Raw genomic sequence first — 17,999 nt, 5'->3', positions numbered from 1 at the left:
GGGGAAACTTCAGCCGGCAATCGACTCGTTTTCGCCGACCAGAGCATCACGCAGTTTTGCCAGCAGTGCCGGCGGGGTGGCGCGCGCGGTGATAAAGGGCAGTCCCTTGCGGCGCGCCGTCCAGCCGACGACGGCAACGTCCTTCGCCTTCGGTTCGAAGCGCTGCGCCAAAGCCCAGCTCTGGCAATCGATCGCCGCGACGTCGGCCCGGCCCTCGGCGACTTCGACAATGGAATTGCGGTGACCGCCACTTTCCAGACGTTCGGCGAAGATATCGAGGCCTTCGCCCATCGCCTCGAGGTCGCGGGTTATGGCGATCATTCCGGACATGGAATCGAGACTGTTGAAGGCCAAACGCTTGCCGCGGATCAGCTCCAGCGGAATGAGCGCCTGACCGTTCTCGGGCGCGGCAACGTGTTTTCCCGGCCGCCGCATCACGATGGCGCTGGAGTAGAATCCATCCCGCCCGCCTTCGATGCCATCGTAGCTCGGCTGGCCGACCACCTGCACATGGCGTTCCAGGCCGAATTCCATCGGCCCCCAGCAGGTCTGCGTAAACAGCAGTGCCGGATGCAGCCAGATGGCATGGAAATCAAGCTCGTCTGGCGGCAGTCTGGTGGGATCGGCAACGATGACCTGTCCGGAAGCGTCGCGGATATCGCCAGGAACGGCAGGCAGGTCGGCATTGCGCCGCACCACCATTTCAGGTGCATCGACGCCGGCGTGCCGCAATGCGGCACGGATCTTTGCCCACTGGGCATCGACCTCGGCTCGTGCCTCAGGCCAGTCATACATCGGCAGAGCCGCAACAAACTTTCTCATGTCGAAGATATGGCCGCTGCTGGTCGCCGGTTTCAAGCGGGGGAAAAACCTTTGGAGGAACGCCTCATTCCTTCGACGGCTCGGCAGGAACCGGGGCAGTGCCGAGACCGCCGACATTACGAGCTCGCACGCGCGGGGCAAAAGCCCTGCCCTTTTCCGGTACACGCCGCAGCACAGGGTGCACAATCGGCTCCTTCGCCTTGAAAGCATAGGCCTTCAGCAGCGCGAAGTAGTTCGGATAGGAATAGCCATGGTTGGCCTTCAACCACTTTTCGCGCTCATCCCGGAACAGCTTGGGCAGCTTGTACCAGGCAACGGTCGGCTTGCTGTGATGCACGAAGTGCAGGTTATTGTTGAGGAACAGGAAGGAGAGCGGCGAGCGTTCCACGATCACCGTGCGGCCCTCGGGATGTTCCGACCATTGGTGTTCTGCGTAGGTTCGGATGGCTATCAGCGACTGGCCGAACCACATCGGCACCAGAATATAGAGCCACAGCGGCATGCCGAAACCGAACTGAATCACCAAAAGCACGGCGGCGAGCCCGATGACGTGCAGCAGCCAAGCCTGGCGGATCGCCTTGTCCCCGGCAAGCATCTGTTTGGCGTCGTCGATGAAGAAGCCGATCATCGACATCCATGGGCCAAGGAAAAAGCGGCCGACCATGGTATTGTTGATCCGGAGCAGCAACTTCATCACCTGCGGCAGCTCGTCATGGTGCCATAGCGCCTTGTAGTAGCTTTCCGGGTCGTCGAGCGGGTCGGTCAGGCGCTCGTCGGCATGATGGCGCAGATGCAGCGTCTTGAAGCGGCGGAATGGCCATATGAGACCTATCGGCAGGAAAACGAAGGCTTCGTTGGCCAACGCATTGCGGGTCGGATGGCCGTGCAGCACTTCATGGATCAGCGACGACTGCAACGCGACCGTCAGTGTGAGCACGAAAAGGGCTACCAGCGGATAGGAGGGCCAGATCAGTAGGCCGGCTGTGAGCCAGATCCCGTAGCAACCGATGGCGAGAAAAACGGTTGGCCATTCCACCGCCGGTTTGCTGCTCACTTTCTTACGCTTGTTCGCCATGCGATCGACCACTGCCCTTTCAGTCGCCGGAACCGGTCTGTGATTCCTGACAGCATTGTGTCAGCAGTCATACGCTGTCTCAACGCGACAAAGCGCACAAAATGTTGCGATTGCGCACCTTTGCAAGCATATGATGTGTTCAGTAAACAAACCTGGAGATTCATTTCCGCCTGTTTGCGCGAATGAAGCTGATGTGTAGAACTTTTTGCTAGGTTTCGGAGGAACAACGCAATGGACAAGCGCGACCTCTCCACTGTGTTCCGGGAGCGGCTGAAATTGCTCTTGACACGATCCGACCTCAACCAGTCGGCCTTCGCCTCCGCCGTCGGCATCGATCGTTCAGCGCTGTCTCAGCTGCTTTCCGGTGCATCCGTGCGCCTGCCGCGCGCCGAAACGCTTCTCAACATCGCCGCCGAATTCAAGGTTTCGCTCGATTGGCTGCTTGGCCTTTCTCAGGATGAAGGCGTGACCGGCGAAATCCGGGAAAGCCTGGAAATCGAGGAGGCCTCGGGCGGCTTCGAGCGCACGTTGATTGCCAAATGGCACGCCGAAGCGGTCGGCACCAAGATTCGCTACGTGCCGGCCGGCATCCCCGATCTTCTGCGCACCGAGGCGCTGGTGGACTACGAGGCGGGCATCTCCAACAAGAGCAGGCAGGCGCAGGCCGGTGAAACGCAGTATCGCATCGACTACAGCCGGCGCCCGGAGACGGACATGGAAGTCTGCATGCCGCGCCATACGCTGGAGATATTCGCGCGTGGCCTGGGTGTCTGGGATGCCTTTCCGGCCGAAGAGCGGCGCGAGCAACTGCTTCATATGGCTGCGTTGCTCGACGACCTCTATCCGACGTTCCGCCTCTATCTCTATGACGGGCGGATGCGCTATTCGATCCCCTATACCATCTTCGGACCCTACCGCGCCGCGATCTACGTCGGCGACATGTACATCGTGCTCAACGCCACCCAGCCGATCCGCACGTTGACCGGCCATTTCGACAATCTGATCCGCGCGGCCGAGATCAACGCGCATGAAGCCGCAGCCTTCGCCCAGCGTCTGGCCGACCTGCCCCTTGCGGTTTCGCGCTCCTGACGCCACTTTCCCGCTGCCATCAGAACAGGAGCCATCCTTGGGTCGTCATATTGTCGTGCCTCCACAATCCGGCCGCGCCTTCCACATCAGGGAGGGCGAACTCATCCGCATCGTCGACCCGAAGGGCCAGCAAGTCGCCGATCTCTGGGCTTTCGTGACAGGAGATACGCCGGACTGGCTGAGTACCTCGAACACCCGCGATATTATCGAGAGGCTGTTTCCGGCGGTCGGCGAGCATTTCTACGGCACAACCGGAGAGCCGCTGCTGACCCTGGTAGCAAACGATTCCCCCGGACCGCACGATATGCTGTTTCCCGCCTGCAACGCGGCACTCTACCGCCGCGCCGGCTTCGACGAGCATCCAAGCTGCCAGGACAATCTGCACAAAGTGCTCGCGGCCGAGGGGATCACACTTCCCTTCACGCCGGACCCGGTCGACTTCTTCCAGAATTCGCTGCCGACAGCGGACGGCACGCTGCTGGTCGATGCTTCAATCAACCCGCCGGGCGGGTCGGTGACCTTGCGCGCCGAACGCGATCTCCTGATCGTCGTCACCGCCTGCTCGGTCGACCATCACCCCACCAACGGAGATACCTGCACCGAAATCGAGGTCGAGTTGTTTCCCGCAGCTTAGTCGACCAGCACGCCTTCTTCTGCCCCGGAGAAGGCGCGCCTCGGTTGACTGGACATAAAGACTTCTTTATATCCTTATTCAAACTCGAGTTTGAAAGCACGCGCCATGACGACCATCAATCCGATCGATGCCCTGATCGCAGAAAAGGGTGTGCTGCTGGCCGATGGTGCCACCGGCACCAATCTGTTCGCCATGGGCCTGCCGGCTGGCGAAGCGCCGGAAATTCTCAATGAGACCGCGCCCGAAACCATTGCAAAACTGCACCAGGGCTTCGTCGACGCCGGCGCCGACATCATTCTCACCAACTCCTTCGGCGGCACTCGTCACCGGTTGAAGCTGCACCATGCGCAGGATCGCGTCTTCGCGCTGAACAAGAAGGCAGCCGAAATCGCCCGTTCGGTTGCCGACAGTGCCGGCCGAAAGGTCATCGTCGCCGGTTCCGTCGGTCCGACCGGGGAACTTCTCATCCCGCTCGGAGCCCTGAGCTACGAAGATGCCGTCGAAGCCTTTGCCGAGCAGATCGAAGGCCTGAAGGCCGGCGGCGCTGAAGTAGCCTGGATCGAGACCATGTCAGCGCCCGATGAAATCCGCGCAGCTGCCGAAGCCGCCATCCGCGTTGGCCTGCCCTATACCTATACCGGCTCGTTCGACACCGCCGGCCGCACCATGATGGGCTTGCTACCGAAGGATATCCATGCGGTCGCCGACGGCCTGTCTGAAGCCCCGCTCGGCGTCGGCGCCAATTGCGGTGTCGGCGCCTCCGACATTCTGGCGTCCTTGCTGGACATGACCGAGGCGAAGCCTGAGGCCACCGTCATCGTCAAGGGCAATTGCGGTATCCCGGAATTCCGCGGCACGGAAATTCATTACTCCGGTACGCCGGAACTGATGTCCGACTATGTGCGCCTGGCCGTCGACGCCGGCGCCAAGATTGTTGGTGGCTGTTGCGGTACCTCTTTCGCCCACCTGGCTGCGATGCGCAAAGCTCTGGACGTGCACAAGAAGGACGTGCGCCCGACGGTTGAAACCATCGTCGAGCGCATCGGGCCACTGCGCAACAAGGCGGCCAGTGCCAACGCCAACGAGACCGCTGAAGGCCGCCGCGAGCGTCGCCGTTCGCGGGCCTGACCAGATCGCTCCCGGAGCGTTTCCGTCTTTCTCGGAAGCGCTCCAATTCTTTGTTTTCAGGCAATTCCGGGTGAAAAAGCGCAACGCACTTTTCTTGGAATTGCCGTTGTTTCTGTGAATTGCTCTAGTTGCTGTTATCGGCGTAGCGTGCCTGCGCCGAGCCAAAGTCGGCCGACGGTCCGTCATTGCGCATCAGCGCGATCGTTTCCGAGGCACGTGGATCGCTGAGTTTCTCCAGCGCCGCGCGAAAGCGCTCGTTGGTGAGGGCGGACAGCGCCGTCTTGCGCGCGGTCTCCACATCCCTGCTGATCGTCGTTTGTGATACCCTGCTCGGCTCGGCAACCTGTGTGGTCGCCACCTGAACCGAAGTCGAAATCCCGTCTATGCGCACGTCCAAACCCTTAAAGAGCGTCCCCGCAAGCTTCTTACCCCACGTTACATTGCAGTGCAGTATCGAAACTATTCGGCATTTTAACGATCGGCGAATGAGCAGCCGATCACACTGGCCCGAGACAGAGTGCAATGAGGGTAGCGGGCAAGCCGCAACCCTCGCCGACCGACTCTTCGCCAAGCGGAGAAGCGATCAATTCATCGCAGCAGCCAGCCGCACCAGCGACAGGAACTCCGCCCGGTAGCCGAACGGATCGGCGCCGCGTGCCGCGTTGGCGATCTCCTGGATCCGGTCGTAGCCGAACTTGGCGGTCGCATCCTCGTTGCGCAACTTCTGCCCGAAAGCCGCCACGGCTATCGAGAAACGCTGATCGATACCGGCCGCATCGAAGGATGAGACCTCATTGGCTCCTGTCACCGGAGTGGTGATCAGCTTGGATGTATCTGCGTCCGGCAATTTGTAGCGGATCTTCACGAATGCATATTCGTCCGCATTGGAAACCCCGCCATTGTTGGTCGTCGCTTCACCGTAACGCAGATCGTCGACCTGTTGCGTGGCGCCTTTCGGCGTCAGCTCATAGATCGCCGTCACGGAATGGCCTGCACCGATCTCACCCGCATCGACGCGGTCGTTGTTGAAGTCCTCGCGGTTGAGGGCTCGTGTCTCGTAGCCGATCAGCCGGTATTCCGAAACCTTTGCCGGATTGAACTCGACCTGGATCTTTACATCCTTGGCAATCGGGAACAGCGTCGAGGATGCCCCTTCCACCAGCACCTTCTCCGCCTCGGCCAGCGTGTCGATATAGGCGGCAGTGCCATTGCCGTTCTGGGCGATGGTCTGCATCATCTGGTCATTGAGATTGCCACGGCCGAAACCGAAAACCGAAAGGAAAACACCGGTCTCCCGTTCCTTCTCGATCAGCCGCTTGAGATCGTCGTCATCGGTCTGGCCGACGTTGAAATCACCGTCGGTGGCAAGCATGACCCGGTTGATGCCACCCTTGACGAAGGATCTCTGCGCCAGACGGTAGGCTTCACGGATGCCAGCTTCACCGGCTGTCGAGCCACCCGGCGCCAGATTGTCGATAGCGCGCAGGATCTTGTCCTTCTCACCCGCCCTGGTTGGTTCGAGCACGGTTCCGGCATTGCCCGCATAGGTGACGATGGAAACGGTATCGTCGGCCTTGAGTTTGTTGATGAGCAGGCGGAAAGCGGATTTCAGCAGCGGCAGCTTGTCCGGCTCGTCCATCGAACCGGAGACATCGATCAGGAAGACCAGATTGGCCTTTGGCTGCACCGCTGGCTGCATATCGTAGCCCTTGATGGCGACATGCATCAGTTTGTGTTCGGCATTCCAAGGCGCCGGCATGACACTGACGGTGGTATTGAACGGCGTTTCGGCGGCGTTCGGCCCCTTCCAGTCATACGGGAAGTAGTTGACCATTTCCTCGACGCGCACCGTGTCGGCCTGCGGCAGCGCTCCGTCCTTCAACGAGCGGCGCACAAAGGAATAGGACGCGGTATCGACATCGATGGAAAAGGTCGAGACCGGATCTTCCTTCGCCGAGCGGACCGGATTGGTCTTGAAATCCTGGATGCGGTCGCGGTTTTCCTCAGGCGGCTGCATGGTGTCGGCGGGCATCGGGGCCGGTGCGATTGTCGGCTCGGCCATCAGCGTCGTGCTTGCCGGACTGCGTGCCAGCGCATCGGCGGCTTCGCTTTCGGCCAGCGGCGCGGCGAGCTTCATCTCGGCGCTTCTCATTCGCGTCAATTCCTTGAGCGGGACAACCTGCACGTTGCCGGCAGGCGCGGCAGCCTCGGTTTTGGCGGTAGAAGCCAAGGGAGCAGCCTTTTGCTTGAGATCCTCTGTCGGAGGTGCCTCAACCATCGGCGGCTGTGCCTGCGCATCCGGTTTTGGCGGCGTCGGCTTGTCGGCGAGCGTTTCGGCGACCGTGCCGCCCGCATCGAGCGCTGGACCGCCATCTCGCATCAGATGAAACGCCGTGTAACCCGCGATCGGCAGTGCGACGAGACCGGCAATAGCCGGTGCGGCGATGAGCTTCTTCTGCATGATCTCTCTCCAGAGCGTGAGTGCTCGGGAAGTGAGACGCGGCCTTGCCGCCGTTCCTTGGGCTGTCACCTCATCTTTTTCATCGAAGGCCATCATGGCGGCAGAAAGCGCGCGGGCGCGCGCCTCGGCATCCGGGCCTGGCAGTGCCGCATCGCGCAACTTTTTCAGTTCGTTGTCATCGACCATGGTCACACTTCCCCGGCTGAACGCATAAGAATTTTCAGCCGTTTCTTCGCTTCATGGATGTGCCATGAAACCGTCGCCTCCGAGATTGCCATCGTTTCGGCCGCTGCCGCGTGGTTGAGCCCTTCGCCATAGACCAGCAGGACGGCTTCGCGCTGCTTGTCGGGAAGGAGACGCACGGCCGCCCAGAGTGCATCCACTGGATCGTCCGGTTCAGCGGCCTGCGCCTGTCCGACGATGAGCATGTGGCCACCATAAGCTTCCGTCTTTGCGCTCTCTCGCGCACTCTTGCGGGCAAGGTCACGCGCGGCGTTGAGGGTCATGGCATAAAGCCAGGTGGTGAAGGCGCCGCCGCCGCGATAGTCGCGGATCGCGCGGCCGAGCCGCACGCACACGTCCTGGGCGACATCTTCGGCATCGGCCTTGCGGCCGCTCCAGCGATAGGCGACGCGGTAGACAAAGTCATAGTGACGCCCGACCAGCTGGCCGAACGCGTTCCTGTCTCCCTGCTTGGCACGTCCGATCAGCTCGCTGTCGGATGCCTCGTCGTCCAGCATCATCGCCGTCATTTGCCTGTTGGACGACGCCTATTGGCCAATCCTTGGGCGGATGGGAAGATTTTTTCCAGATATGTTCGAGATTGCTGTGGCGGGCTTCGCCGATCAATCAGCGCAATGTCTCGCCGAAGAAGTCGGTCAAGCGCTTCCAATGGCGTTCGGCACCGGCGGTATCGTAGACGCTGTGGTCGGGAACACACCAGCCATGCTGCATGCCGACATAATTCTCGATGACGTGATCGACCTCCGCTTGCCGCAAGGCCTGTGCCAGCCGGGCCGACTGCTCCGGCGGAAAACTGCCGTCGACACCGGCCGAGCCGATATAGACACGCGCCTTGATCCCGGCCGCATTCGAAGCGGGACTGTCGGGCGCATCCGTCCCAAGCCGGCCGCCGTGGAAGCTGGCGGCTGCGGCGATCCTGTCCGGATAAGCTGCCGCCGCATTGAGAGCCCGTCCACCGCCCATGCAATAACCGACGGTGCCTACGGGACCACGCACGCCTTCGGCTTCAAGCGCCGCGATGAACGCGACGCTGTCGCGCACGGTCATGTCCTGCGTCGTGCCGCCGACCAGCGCCGTCAGCGCCGCTTTGCTTTTTTCTTCGACAAAACCGGTCTTGGCGTCAAACGGGCCATAAGGCGTGTTGCGATAGAACAGATCCGGCAGCAGAACGGCATAGCCATGCCCGGCAAGCCTTGAAGCCATGTCGTAGAGCGCGGGACGAGGACCGAAGGCATCCATGTAGAAGATGACGCCCGCCTTCACCTGCCCGTTGCGGAATAGGGAGGCCCGCGCCACGCCATCCTGGGTCTTGATCGTGATGTCGCGCTTGCTGGCTGATGGCACCATCCGTCTCCATGTTCGGAACAGGAGCGGATAGATAGCGCAGGTATCGCGACAGACAACCCGGATTATTCACCCCTCAAGGCGTACAGTGCGCGCCCCGACCAGCAGCGCACGACCTGCTCCGAACCCCATCACGGCAACCCCGAGACCGAGAGCCGCGAAGAGGATCGCCGAAGCGGCGAAGCTGCCTGTCCAGCCATGGATCAAGCCGACCAGCAGCGGGCCGATCGCCGCCAGCACATAGCCAACACCCTGCGCCATGCCGGAAAGATGCGACGCCACGTGCGGGTCGGGTGAGCGCAGGACGATCAGCGTCATGGCGGCGGCGATCAGGCCGCCCTGCCCCAGCCCCTGCACGATGGCCAACGGCAGCGTCATCGAGGTCGGAGCAAACAGGATGCCGAGCAACGCAATGACCGCCACGGTGACGAGCGCGACATTGACGAGGCTCTGGTTGCGGCAGCGAACCGCAATCGGCGGCACTGCCAGGCACGCGACGACCTGCGCCATCACCGACACCGAGACGATCGCGCCTGCCGAAGTCGCGTCGAAGCCACGCTCGCGCAGGATCGGGGCCAGCCAACCGAAGATGCTGTAAGCCAGTGCCGACTGCAGTCCCATGAACAGCGTGACCTGCCAGGCCAGACGGTCGCGCCAGAGCCCCGTGACACGGAAACCGCTATGGCTTGCCCGGTGGCGGCTGGCGAATGCCTGCGGCGCCCATAACAACAGCACGGCGAAGGCCGGCACCGCCCAGGCAGCAAGGGCAGCCGCCCAGGAACCGGCGGCTATGTGGTGTTCGACCGGCAGCGTCAGCCCTGATGCAGCGGCCGCGCCAGCGCACAGAGCCATCGTGTAGAGACCCGTCATCAAGGCCATGCTGTCGGGGAAATCGCGTTTGACAAGGCCGGGCAGCAGCACGTTGCCGACCGCGATGGCAGCGCCCGCGATAAAGGTAGCAGCAAACAGGATCGGCACGGACCCGAAGCCGCGCAGCGCCGTACCCAGCGTCACCAAGGCCATGACGCCGAGCAGCGTGCGCTCGGCCCCATAGCGCTGTGCCAGCCTGGGCGCGAACGGGGCAAAGATGCCAAGACAAACCACCGGCAACGTCGTCAGCAGCGAAGCGCCAGCGCTGGACAGCCCCGTTGCCTGCATCATCTCCGGCAAAAGCACCGAAAGGCTGGAAAACAACGGGCGCAGGTTGAAGGCGATCAGCACGAGGCAGGCGCCAAGCAGGATGCGCGCGGCTGGGCTTTCAAGCACCGGAGCTTGCGGTGGCGGCAGGCTGTCGGCCTCGGCATCGACAAGCTGATCGTCGATACCCTTCATGACAGCAGCCTGACTATCGCCTTGACGGAAGGTCTGGTTCATTGCGCGAGATGCCGGTCGAGTTGCGAAAGGACGGGCGCCATGAAAGCGCGAACGGCATCGCCGGCGCGGTCCGGATCGCCGGAGGCGATTGCCTCGACGATCTGCGCGTGCATCGGAGTGTCCGGCTCCGGCAGATCGCCGCCCAGGGTCGCTTGGATGGTTTCGGCAATCGCCGCGGTAAAGAAGTCGTAGAGCTCCACCATCGCGCGGTTGCCCGACATCGCCACGATCGCCTTGTGGAAAGCGAGATCGCGGCAGACGAAATTGTGTTGTCCGCCGTCGGCGACCGTACCGCGCTCAGCGAGCAGGCGGTTGAGCCTTTCAATGTCAGTCGGTGCATGCCGCAGCGCCGCCAGCCGTGCCGCCTCCACATCGAGCGCGGTGCGCGCTTCCCACTGATCGCGCAGACAGGCCCGCCTGACCCGCACCAGCGCCGCGGTCGGGTCGACAGCCGAGCGCACATAGGTTCCGGATCCCTGCCGTGTTTCGAGCAGACCCTGCGAAACCAGTGCGCGTACGGCCTCCCGCACCGTACCCCGGCTGACCGAAAGCTGGTCGGACAGGGCAGCCTCGTTGGGAATGCGGGCACCGACCGACCAATGACCGCCGAGGATTTCAGCCCGCAAGCTCTCAGTGGCGCTGTCGGTCAGATTTGTGCGGCTGGCTGGTTGCATGCGGCTACTCATCAAGTCATCGGATGACATGATGAGTAGTCGTGTCTCTGCTCAGGGTCAATCAGGGAATCGCCGGGGAGCGGCCGAAACGGTTGGGCCAGACCGCGCCCTTGAAACGAGCCTGCTACAGGCCAGCAAAGCTTGCCATATGAAAAGCCTGCACCTCGGCGGGATAACGATAGTCTGCCCCATAGGGGCACGCGTTTCGATCCAGGCAACCGCCGCTCCGGCACGCCACGCCAGCCGCGCCACGGACATGCCCGAGACAGGACTGATAAGCAAAACCTTCGCCTGAATAGGCCTCGACCGGACAGGATTTCAGGCAAGGTTTTCCGACGCATAGGTCACAAAGATGAATCGGATTGCGAGGGCCTTGAATCGGAACCTCACCGGCAAACAGCAACGCCCCGCGATAGGCGTGCCACAGGCCATATTCAGGATGCATGAGAATGCCGAGCGGTGACGACTTCAATCCTTCCGCCCGCATCGCCCATTGCTGGAACGGCTGGTAAGGCTTGTCGGACGGATAGACGGCCGACGCTCCCAGATGTGCAGCGACCCCGTCGATGATCTCCCGCGACCACGTGTCGAGCGGGTTTGGCAGATCCAGTGGCTGCCGTTGCCGCCATTTCATGAAGTGCGGCCAAGGCGCCGCGCCGGCCTGCCCAATCAGAAGAGCGGACTTCGCCGGCCTGCTTTCCGGACCTACCGGCACCGCCTCTTCGTCGCCAAACACAAAACCGCCGCGCAGGATGAGACCATGCGCGGCGAGTTGGTTCGAAATCGTCTGCAGTTGTCGATTTTTGGCCTGATGACGGTTGCTCACGGCGACCCGACCTTCATTGGCACGCGACAGACATCACTTCTTGTCCGGATCGGAAAATGCGCTCCGCCAGACTTCCTTGTGGATGATGTTGGCCACTTTAGCCCGGCCTGAATCGGGCTCCTTTCAAGTGAAGGCGTCGGGCATCGACTCCTTCTTTTTAGCGATGAAGCCTTGCAGGGCCTCGTCGATGCCCTGGTCGAGATCCGGAGCCTCGTAGCTCTCCAGCCAGCGACGGGCGAGTTCGTTCGCGCGCTGCGGCGCGGTCTTCTCGCCTTCTGCCAGCCACTGCTCGTAGGAATTGTTGTCGGCGATCGACGAACGGTAGAACGCCGTCTGGAAGTTGGCCTGGGTGTGGTCGCAACCAAGATAGTGGCTGCCCGGGCCAACCTGGCGGATGGCATCCATTGCCTGGCCATTCTCCGACAGATCGACGCCCTCGGCAAATTTCTGCTGCATGCCGAGCTGATCGATGTCCATCATGAACTTCTCATAGCAGGAGGCCAATCCGCCCTCGAGCCAGCCGGCCGAATGCAGCACGAAATTGGTGCCGGCAAGGATGGTCGAGTTCAGCGTGTTGGCGCTCTCGTAGGCAGCCTGCGCATCCGGGACCTTGGAAGCGCACAGCGAACCGCCGGTACGGAACGGCAGGCCAAGCCGGCGCGCGAGTTGCGCGGCACCGTATGAAACCAGCGACGGCTCGGGTGTACCGAAGGTCGGAGCACCGGATTGCATCGAGATCGACGACGCGAAGGTGCCGAAAAGCACCGGAGCGCCGGGCCGGATCAGCTGGGTGAAAGAAGCTCCCGCGAGGACCTCGGCCAGGACCTGCGTCAGCGTGCCGGCGACGGTCACCGGGCTCATTGCACCGGCCAGGATGAAGGGGGTGACGATGCAAGCCTGGTTGTGGCGTGCATAGACCTTCAGCGCGCCGAGCATCGTCTCGTCGAAGACCATCGGTGAATTGGCGTTGATCAACGAGGTCAGCACCGTGTTGTTTTCGACGAAGTCGTCGCCGAACACCAGCTTGGCCATCGCAACCGTATCTTCCGCGCGCTCCGGTGCGGTCACCGAGCCCATGAACGGCTTGTCCGAATATTTGATATGCGAATAGATCATGTCGAGGTGGCGCTTGTTCACCGGCACGTCGACCGGTTCGCACACCGTCCCGCCGGAATGGTGGATCGAGGGCGCCATATAGGCGAGCTTCACGAAGTTGCGGAAATCCTCGATCGTCGCATAGCGACGGTTGCCATCAAGGTCGCGCACAAAGGGCGGTCCGTAGACCGGTGCGAAAACGGTGGCATTTCCGCCGATCTGCACCGAGCGCTCCGAATTGCGCGCATGCTGGATATACTGCTTTGGCGCGGTCTTGAGCAGTGAGCGGCAGAGCCCGCGCGGGAAGCGAACGCGCTCCCCCTTCACATCGGCGCCGGCCTGCTTCCACAACTGAAGCGCCTCGGCGTCATCGCGGAATTCGATACCGGTCTCTTCCAGAACGGTGTCGGCGTTCTTCTCGATCAGCGCCAGGCCTTCCTCGTCCAGCACCTCATAGACCTTGATCTGGCGCCGGATATAGGTGAGCTGCTGACCGGGTCCGCCGCCGGTGCGCGCAGCCCGTCTCGCAGCAGCACCGCCGCGGTCACCGCGTCCTCGCCTGCCGCCCGCCGCCGCTTCTTGATCGACTGCCGCGTTCTCGCTCATGATCGTTCTTCCTTGAAATCCGTTCGACCGCCTCGCGGCGGCTGCTTCCCCGGATCGTAGTCATGCACCCTATCCGAAACGGCCAGCGAGCGCCAAGCACTGTCGCAAAATCGACAAGAAGAACAACAGATTCCCGGTCGCTTTCCTTTTGCGGAAAGTCGCAAATCAGCTATGGATGCGCGTCGCTGCACGGTAGGTATTGAAGCGACGATTGGGTGCGTTGCGACAGATCGCACGACCGCAGGGAGATGGATCAAAAATGTCCGACGACGAGATCATCCTTTCCGAACTCTCCGACGAGGAACTCGTGCAGCAGATGCACGACGATCTTTATGACGGCCTGAAGGAAGAGATCGAGGAAGGCACCAACATCCTTCTGGAGCGTGGTTGGGCACCTTACACGGTCCTCACCGAGGCGCTGGTCGAAGGCATGCGCATTGTCGGCGAGGACTTCCGCGACGGCATCCTGTTCGTGCCCGAAGTGCTGCTTTCCGCCAATGCGATGAAGGCAGGCATGTTCATCCTGCGTCCGCTGCTTGCCGCCACCGGAGCTCCCAAGCAGGGCAAGATGGTGATCGGAACCGTCAAGGGCGACATCCACGACATCGGCAAGAACCTCGTCGGCATGATGATGGAAGGTGCGGGCTTCGACGTCGTCGACCTCGGCATCAACAACCCGGTCGAGAAGTATCTCGAGGCGATCGAACAGCATCAGCCCGACATCATCGGCATGTCGGCGCTGCTCACCACCACCATGCCCTACATGAAGGTCGTCATCGACACGATGAAGGAAAAGGGCATTCGCGACGACTATGTGGTCCTTGTCGGCGGCGCGCCACTCAACGAGGAGTTCGGCAAGGCTGTCGGCGCCGATGCCTATTGCCGCGACGCCGCAGTAGCCGTCGAAACCGCCAAGGACTTCATGAAGCGCAAGCACAACGTGCGCGCTTCTGCCTGATTGCAGAAAGGCCGCGTCTTGCGACGCGGCCTTGTCGTTGCCAATTGTTGGGGGAGCCGGTCAGTTCTTGACCGTCTGTTCGACGGCGCGAGCAGTGCCTTTGACGTCCTTGCCGACGCCACGAACCGTGTTGGCACAGCCGGAAAGTACGAGCGCCACGGCAATGACGGCGAGCGGTGCGACGCGTGACAGTTTCATGGACGGTGTCTCCCTTATGATGATGTAACAATCATCAACGCCAAAGAGATGAACCGGTTCCACGCGATACAACAGGGCGATGTTGGAGTGATCCACATGGCGACAAGACCGAAGCTAGACCCGACAGCACTCGCCGATGCGGTGGTGATGACGAATGGCGAAGTTCCATCCACTGTCCCCCTCCTCGAGCGCGTACGGGTCATTGCCTGCGGCGCCATTGCCCGAGAGGTACTGGCAGTGTGCAAGGCCAACCATCTTGACCATGTTGATCTGATCTGCCTGCCGGCGATCTGGCATGTCTATCCCGACAAGATTGCGCCTGCGATGCGCGAGGCGATCGCCAGGGCGCGGGCGGAAGGCTACAGCCGTATTTTCATTGGTTATGCCGAATGCGGCACGCGCGGCGAGCTCGACAGGATCTGCGAAGAAGAACATGTCGAGCGCATTGGCGGACCACATTGTTACGCCTTCTTCAGCGGCAACGAGGCATTCGCGAAAATCACTGAGGACGAGTTCACCGCCTTCTACCTGACCGATCTGATCACGCGGCAGTTCGAAGCTTTCGTCATCGAGCCCCTGAAGCTCGACAAACACCCCGAACTGAAAGAAATGGTATTCGGCAACTACACCAAGATCGTCTATCTGGCGCAGACCGAGGACAAGGCCCTGCAGGACAAGGCGAAATGGGCCGCAGAGTATCTGGGCCTCGACTATGAATACCGCTTCACCGGCTATGGCGATCTTGCGCCCGCGCTCCTTGCGGCAGCCGAACACTGAACCGGCCCATGGCCGCTCGTTAGATAACATTTCCCGATGGTTGGACTGGTTTTCTGTTGCTCTCACGGGCTATAACGCCGTCGTCGAGACACAGGGGACACGACATGCATCTGCGCGCCTTGCTATTCACGGCTGCCGCCGTCCTGTTCGCTGGAGGTGCCTATGCGGACGGCGTGGTGCAGAAGTTGATCACTCCGGCAGACAAGGTGCGACTTGCCAAATATGACGAAACCCGCAAGGCGGCCTTGGCCGAAGCCAAGGCAGGCCAGCCGAACGAGGTAAAAGACCTCGACACGGTGCTTGCCCGTCCCCTCGTCGCTTTTTCGGACAAGGATCTTACCGGCAACTGGCAATGCCGCACCATCAAGGCTGGCGGACTTGGCCCGCTCGTCATGTATGGCTGGTTCAAGTGCCGTGTCACCGACGATGGCTCCGGCTGGATGCTCGAAAAGACCACCGGTTCCCAGCGTACCAAAGGCCGCTTCTATGACGATGGCGAGAAGCGCTCGATCTATCTGGGCTCGGGCTTCGTCGCCGGTGAAAAGGTACAGCGCTACGGTGCCGGCCCGAAAACCGACCAGGTCGGCTATGCTTTCCGCACGGGACCGAATGCCTGGCGCATCGAATTTCCGGCGCCCTACTATGAATCAAAACTCGACATCATCGAATTCAAGCGCTGATCGGCTGTGGTCGATGAGCGGGCGCTGAGATAAAGGATTAACCGGCTCGGCCGAGAGTATTGACTGGGGACTGAACTTGCGACCTGTGCAGCTACCGCACCCGATCAGGTTCTAAGAGGCTGGACTTCCAAGGATGAACGAGGCTGCAGACACGGCACCCATCGTCGTCGTCACTGAAGGCGGCGGCCACATCTGGGCAATCGTCAATGCCATAACCGATCATTTCGCCAGCGTCACCGTCATCCTTGAAACGCCGGTCTCCAAATGGTCGTTGCTGAAGCGCCGCGCGAAGCGCCAGGGCTGGATTTCCGTTTTTGGCCAGATAGGCACAATGGTGCTGGTGCGCCTTGGCAAACGGTTCGGTGCTGTACATGCCGAGGAGATTGTCGCCGAGTACAATCTCAAGACCGAGCCGAAGCCGGGCCAGGATATCGTGCATGTGCCATCGGCCAACGCGCCGGAGACGATCAAAGCGATCGCAGACATCAAACCGGGTGTCGTGCTGCTCGCGGGATGCCGCGTGCTGACGCGTGACACACTCGCCGCAATACCCTGCCCCGTCATCAACTACCATGCCGGCGTCAATCCGAAGTATCGCGGCATGAACGGGGCCTACTGGGCGCTGGTGAACAACGACGCCGAGAATTTTGGCACGACCGTTCATCTCGTCGACGGCGGCGTCGATACCGGCGCCGTCCTGCGCCACACGCGCGGCGCACCCGGTCGCGGCGATACCATCTCTTCCTACCCCCTTCGCCAGGCAGCGATTTCGCGCGACGCCTGCGTCGACGTGATCGAAAAGGTTCTGGCCGGCGGCATAGAACCCTTTGATCCTGGCCTGCCATCGCAGATCTGGTTCCATCCGACGGTCTGGTTCTATGTGTGGACCGGAATCCGTCGTGGCATCTGGTAGGCCAGAAGCCACGTCCCATTTACGGTGCGGCATGCCGGCATTAAGGTTCTCGCATGTCAGAGATCGACCACCGGCAGATCATCGCATCCCTCTCGGTGCAAGACCGACGTGAACTGACCGACAAACAGGATGCGCCCGGAGTGTGGCGACTCGCCATCCACGGCGGATCGATCATGTTGCTCGCAGCCCTCATTCTGCTCAAGGTACCTCTCTGGCCACTGCTGATGCTGCCGCTTGGCATCCTCATCGTCTTCCTCTTCACGCTGCTGCACGAAACGATCCATGAGACAGCATTTCGCACCGAACGTCTGAACCGTCTTGCTGCGGTCGTTTCCGGCTTCCTCATCCTGCTGCCGCCCGCCTGGTTTCGCTATTTCCACTTCGCCCACCATCGTTACACCCACGATCCTGACAACGATCCGGAGTTGATGAGCCCGAAACCCGAAACGATTGCGCAATATCTGCGCTATCTGTCCGGCTGGCCTTATTGGAGCGGCATGGCCAAGGTCGTCATTGTCAACGCTCGCGGTGGCAACAGGGATTCCTTCGTACCGGAAAAGGGCCGCGCCAGGGTGATCACCGAGGCGCGCTGGTTCCTTGTCATTTATGCCCTGCTCGTTGCAGGCTCGGCGCTCCTGCAATCGCCGGCGCTGCTGTGGATCTGGATCGTGCCGGCACTGCTGGGCCAGCCCTTCCTGAGGGCCTATCTTCTGGCGGAACACACGCGTTGCCCGCATGTCGCCAACATGCTTGAAAACACACGCACCACCTTCACTACGGGCGTCGTGCGTTTCGTGGCCTGGAACATGCCTTATCACGCAGAGCATCACTCCTATCCCGCCGTGCCCTTCCATCGGCTGCCGCGATTCCATGAGATCATCGCCGAGCACCTGCGCTCGACGGAACGCGGCTACGTCCGTTTCCATCGCAAGCTGGTGAGCGATCTCGGCAAACACGACGGATAGAACCGGGCGCAGGGGTGCCTTGAACCCGGCGACGCTCTATCGTTTTGCGACATTCGAGCGCGTCGTTTTTGAAGGCGCGCGCGTCGTCTGATGAGAAGCGGGGTATTCCCGCTTCCGGCAATGCTCCAACCATTGAA

Annotated in this window: 19 protein-coding genes; 8 read left to right on the top strand and 11 right to left on the bottom strand. The window is 61.5% G+C overall.

Annotated elements, in window-relative coordinates:
- Nucleotides 1-9: 9 nt before the first annotated feature.
- Nucleotides 10-822 carry a phosphate/phosphite/phosphonate ABC transporter substrate-binding protein gene (locus ACFWYE_RS01015; RefSeq protein ID WP_379109037.1) on the bottom strand — a complete coding sequence of 271 codons (813 nt, stop codon included), beginning with the start codon at nt 820-822 and terminating at the stop codon, nt 10-12.
- Nucleotides 823-886: 64 nt separating this feature from the next.
- Nucleotides 887-1,897, bottom strand: a complete 1,011-nt coding sequence (locus tag ACFWYE_RS01010; RefSeq protein WP_379069859.1) for a fatty acid desaturase — start codon at nt 1,895-1,897, stop codon at nt 887-889.
- Nucleotides 1,898-2,128: 231 nt separating this feature from the next.
- Here ACFWYE_RS01010 and ACFWYE_RS01005 point away from each other — a divergent pair, with 231 nt between their 5' ends.
- From ACFWYE_RS01005 to bmt, 3 genes are all read left to right on the top strand, one after another.
- A complete protein-coding gene (locus ACFWYE_RS01005; RefSeq protein WP_379069856.1) occupies nt 2,129-2,986 on the top strand; it encodes a helix-turn-helix domain-containing protein in 858 nt (285 codons plus the stop codon).
- Nucleotides 2,987-3,023: 37 nt separating this feature from the next.
- A complete protein-coding gene (locus tag ACFWYE_RS01000; RefSeq protein WP_379109036.1) occupies nt 3,024-3,620 on the top strand; it encodes a DUF1989 domain-containing protein in 597 nt (198 codons plus the stop codon).
- 105 nt (nt 3,621-3,725) lie between these two features.
- Nucleotides 3,726-4,748 carry a betaine--homocysteine S-methyltransferase gene (gene bmt / locus ACFWYE_RS00995; protein WP_379069850.1) on the top strand — a complete coding sequence of 341 codons (1,023 nt, stop codon included), beginning with the start codon at nt 3,726-3,728 and terminating at the stop codon, nt 4,746-4,748.
- A gap of 124 nt (nt 4,749-4,872) precedes the next feature.
- Here the strand turns inward: bmt and ACFWYE_RS00990 are convergent, their stop codons facing one another.
- The 8 genes from ACFWYE_RS00990 to ACFWYE_RS00955 form a co-directional block, all read right to left on the bottom strand.
- Nucleotides 4,873-5,139, bottom strand: a complete 267-nt coding sequence (locus tag ACFWYE_RS00990; RefSeq protein ID WP_379069847.1) for a hypothetical protein — start codon at nt 5,137-5,139, stop codon at nt 4,873-4,875.
- 192 nt (nt 5,140-5,331) lie between these two features.
- Nucleotides 5,332-7,395 carry a von Willebrand factor type A domain-containing protein gene (locus tag ACFWYE_RS00985; protein WP_379109034.1) on the bottom strand — a complete coding sequence of 688 codons (2,064 nt, stop codon included), beginning with the start codon at nt 7,393-7,395 and terminating at the stop codon, nt 5,332-5,334.
- A 2-nt stretch (nt 7,396-7,397) separates the two neighbouring features.
- Entirely contained in the window at nt 7,398-7,961 is a 564-nt protein-coding gene (locus ACFWYE_RS00980; RefSeq protein ID WP_379109032.1) for an RNA polymerase sigma factor, read from the bottom strand.
- 97 nt (nt 7,962-8,058) lie between these two features.
- A complete protein-coding gene (locus ACFWYE_RS00975; RefSeq protein WP_379109031.1) occupies nt 8,059-8,796 on the bottom strand; it encodes a dienelactone hydrolase family protein in 738 nt (245 codons plus the stop codon).
- 69 nt (nt 8,797-8,865) lie between these two features.
- Nucleotides 8,866-10,128, bottom strand: a complete 1,263-nt coding sequence (locus tag ACFWYE_RS00970) for a CynX/NimT family MFS transporter (protein ID WP_379109030.1) — start codon at nt 10,126-10,128, stop codon at nt 8,866-8,868.
- A 38-nt stretch (nt 10,129-10,166) separates the two neighbouring features.
- The gene (locus ACFWYE_RS00965) at nt 10,167-10,844 is read right to left on the bottom strand and encodes a FadR/GntR family transcriptional regulator (protein ID WP_379069836.1); all 678 of its coding nucleotides are present in this window, start codon (nt 10,842-10,844) and stop codon (nt 10,167-10,169) included.
- A gap of 124 nt (nt 10,845-10,968) precedes the next feature.
- A complete protein-coding gene (locus tag ACFWYE_RS00960) occupies nt 10,969-11,670 on the bottom strand; it encodes a hypothetical protein (RefSeq protein ID WP_379109028.1) in 702 nt (233 codons plus the stop codon).
- A gap of 123 nt (nt 11,671-11,793) precedes the next feature.
- On the bottom strand, nt 11,794-13,371 hold the full coding sequence (locus tag ACFWYE_RS00955) for a trimethylamine methyltransferase family protein (protein ID WP_326892681.1): 1,578 nt from the start codon (nt 13,369-13,371) through the stop codon (nt 11,794-11,796).
- A 259-nt stretch (nt 13,372-13,630) separates the two neighbouring features.
- On the opposite strand from ACFWYE_RS00955, the gene ACFWYE_RS00950 reads away from it, so the two are divergent.
- Entirely contained in the window at nt 13,631-14,329 is a 699-nt protein-coding gene (locus ACFWYE_RS00950; RefSeq protein WP_379069832.1) for a corrinoid protein, read from the top strand.
- A gap of 60 nt (nt 14,330-14,389) precedes the next feature.
- Here ACFWYE_RS00950 and ACFWYE_RS00945 read toward each other — a convergent pair whose 3' ends face one another.
- Nucleotides 14,390-14,527 (bottom strand): hypothetical protein, encoded by a 138-nt coding sequence (locus tag ACFWYE_RS00945; RefSeq protein WP_326892683.1) that lies wholly within the window; start codon nt 14,525-14,527, stop codon nt 14,390-14,392.
- Nucleotides 14,528-14,674: 147 nt separating this feature from the next.
- Here ACFWYE_RS00945 and ACFWYE_RS00940 point away from each other — a divergent pair, with 147 nt between their 5' ends.
- The 4 genes from ACFWYE_RS00940 to ACFWYE_RS00925 all read left to right on the top strand — a co-directional run bounded on the left by ACFWYE_RS00940 (nt 14,675) and on the right by ACFWYE_RS00925 (nt 17,862).
- Nucleotides 14,675-15,304 carry a DUF1638 domain-containing protein gene (locus ACFWYE_RS00940; protein WP_379109734.1) on the top strand — a complete coding sequence of 210 codons (630 nt, stop codon included), beginning with the start codon at nt 14,675-14,677 and terminating at the stop codon, nt 15,302-15,304.
- Between the two features lie 104 nt (nt 15,305-15,408).
- The gene (locus ACFWYE_RS00935) at nt 15,409-15,984 is read left to right on the top strand and encodes a DUF4893 domain-containing protein (RefSeq protein WP_379109026.1); all 576 of its coding nucleotides are present in this window, start codon (nt 15,409-15,411) and stop codon (nt 15,982-15,984) included.
- A gap of 133 nt (nt 15,985-16,117) precedes the next feature.
- Nucleotides 16,118-16,897, top strand: coding sequence for a formyl transferase (locus ACFWYE_RS00930; protein WP_379069827.1), 780 nt, complete (start codon nt 16,118-16,120; stop codon nt 16,895-16,897).
- Between the two features lie 53 nt (nt 16,898-16,950).
- A complete protein-coding gene (locus ACFWYE_RS00925) occupies nt 16,951-17,862 on the top strand; it encodes a fatty acid desaturase (RefSeq protein WP_379069824.1) in 912 nt (303 codons plus the stop codon).
- Nucleotides 17,863-17,999: the final 137 nt, after the last annotated feature.

Source organism: Mesorhizobium sp. NPDC059025 (assembly GCF_042739655.1).
Lineage (GTDB): Bacteria > Pseudomonadota > Alphaproteobacteria > Rhizobiales > Rhizobiaceae > Mesorhizobium.
The sequence above is the reverse complement of the archived record's forward strand: the minus strand, read 5'-3'. Positions and strand labels throughout refer to the sequence as shown.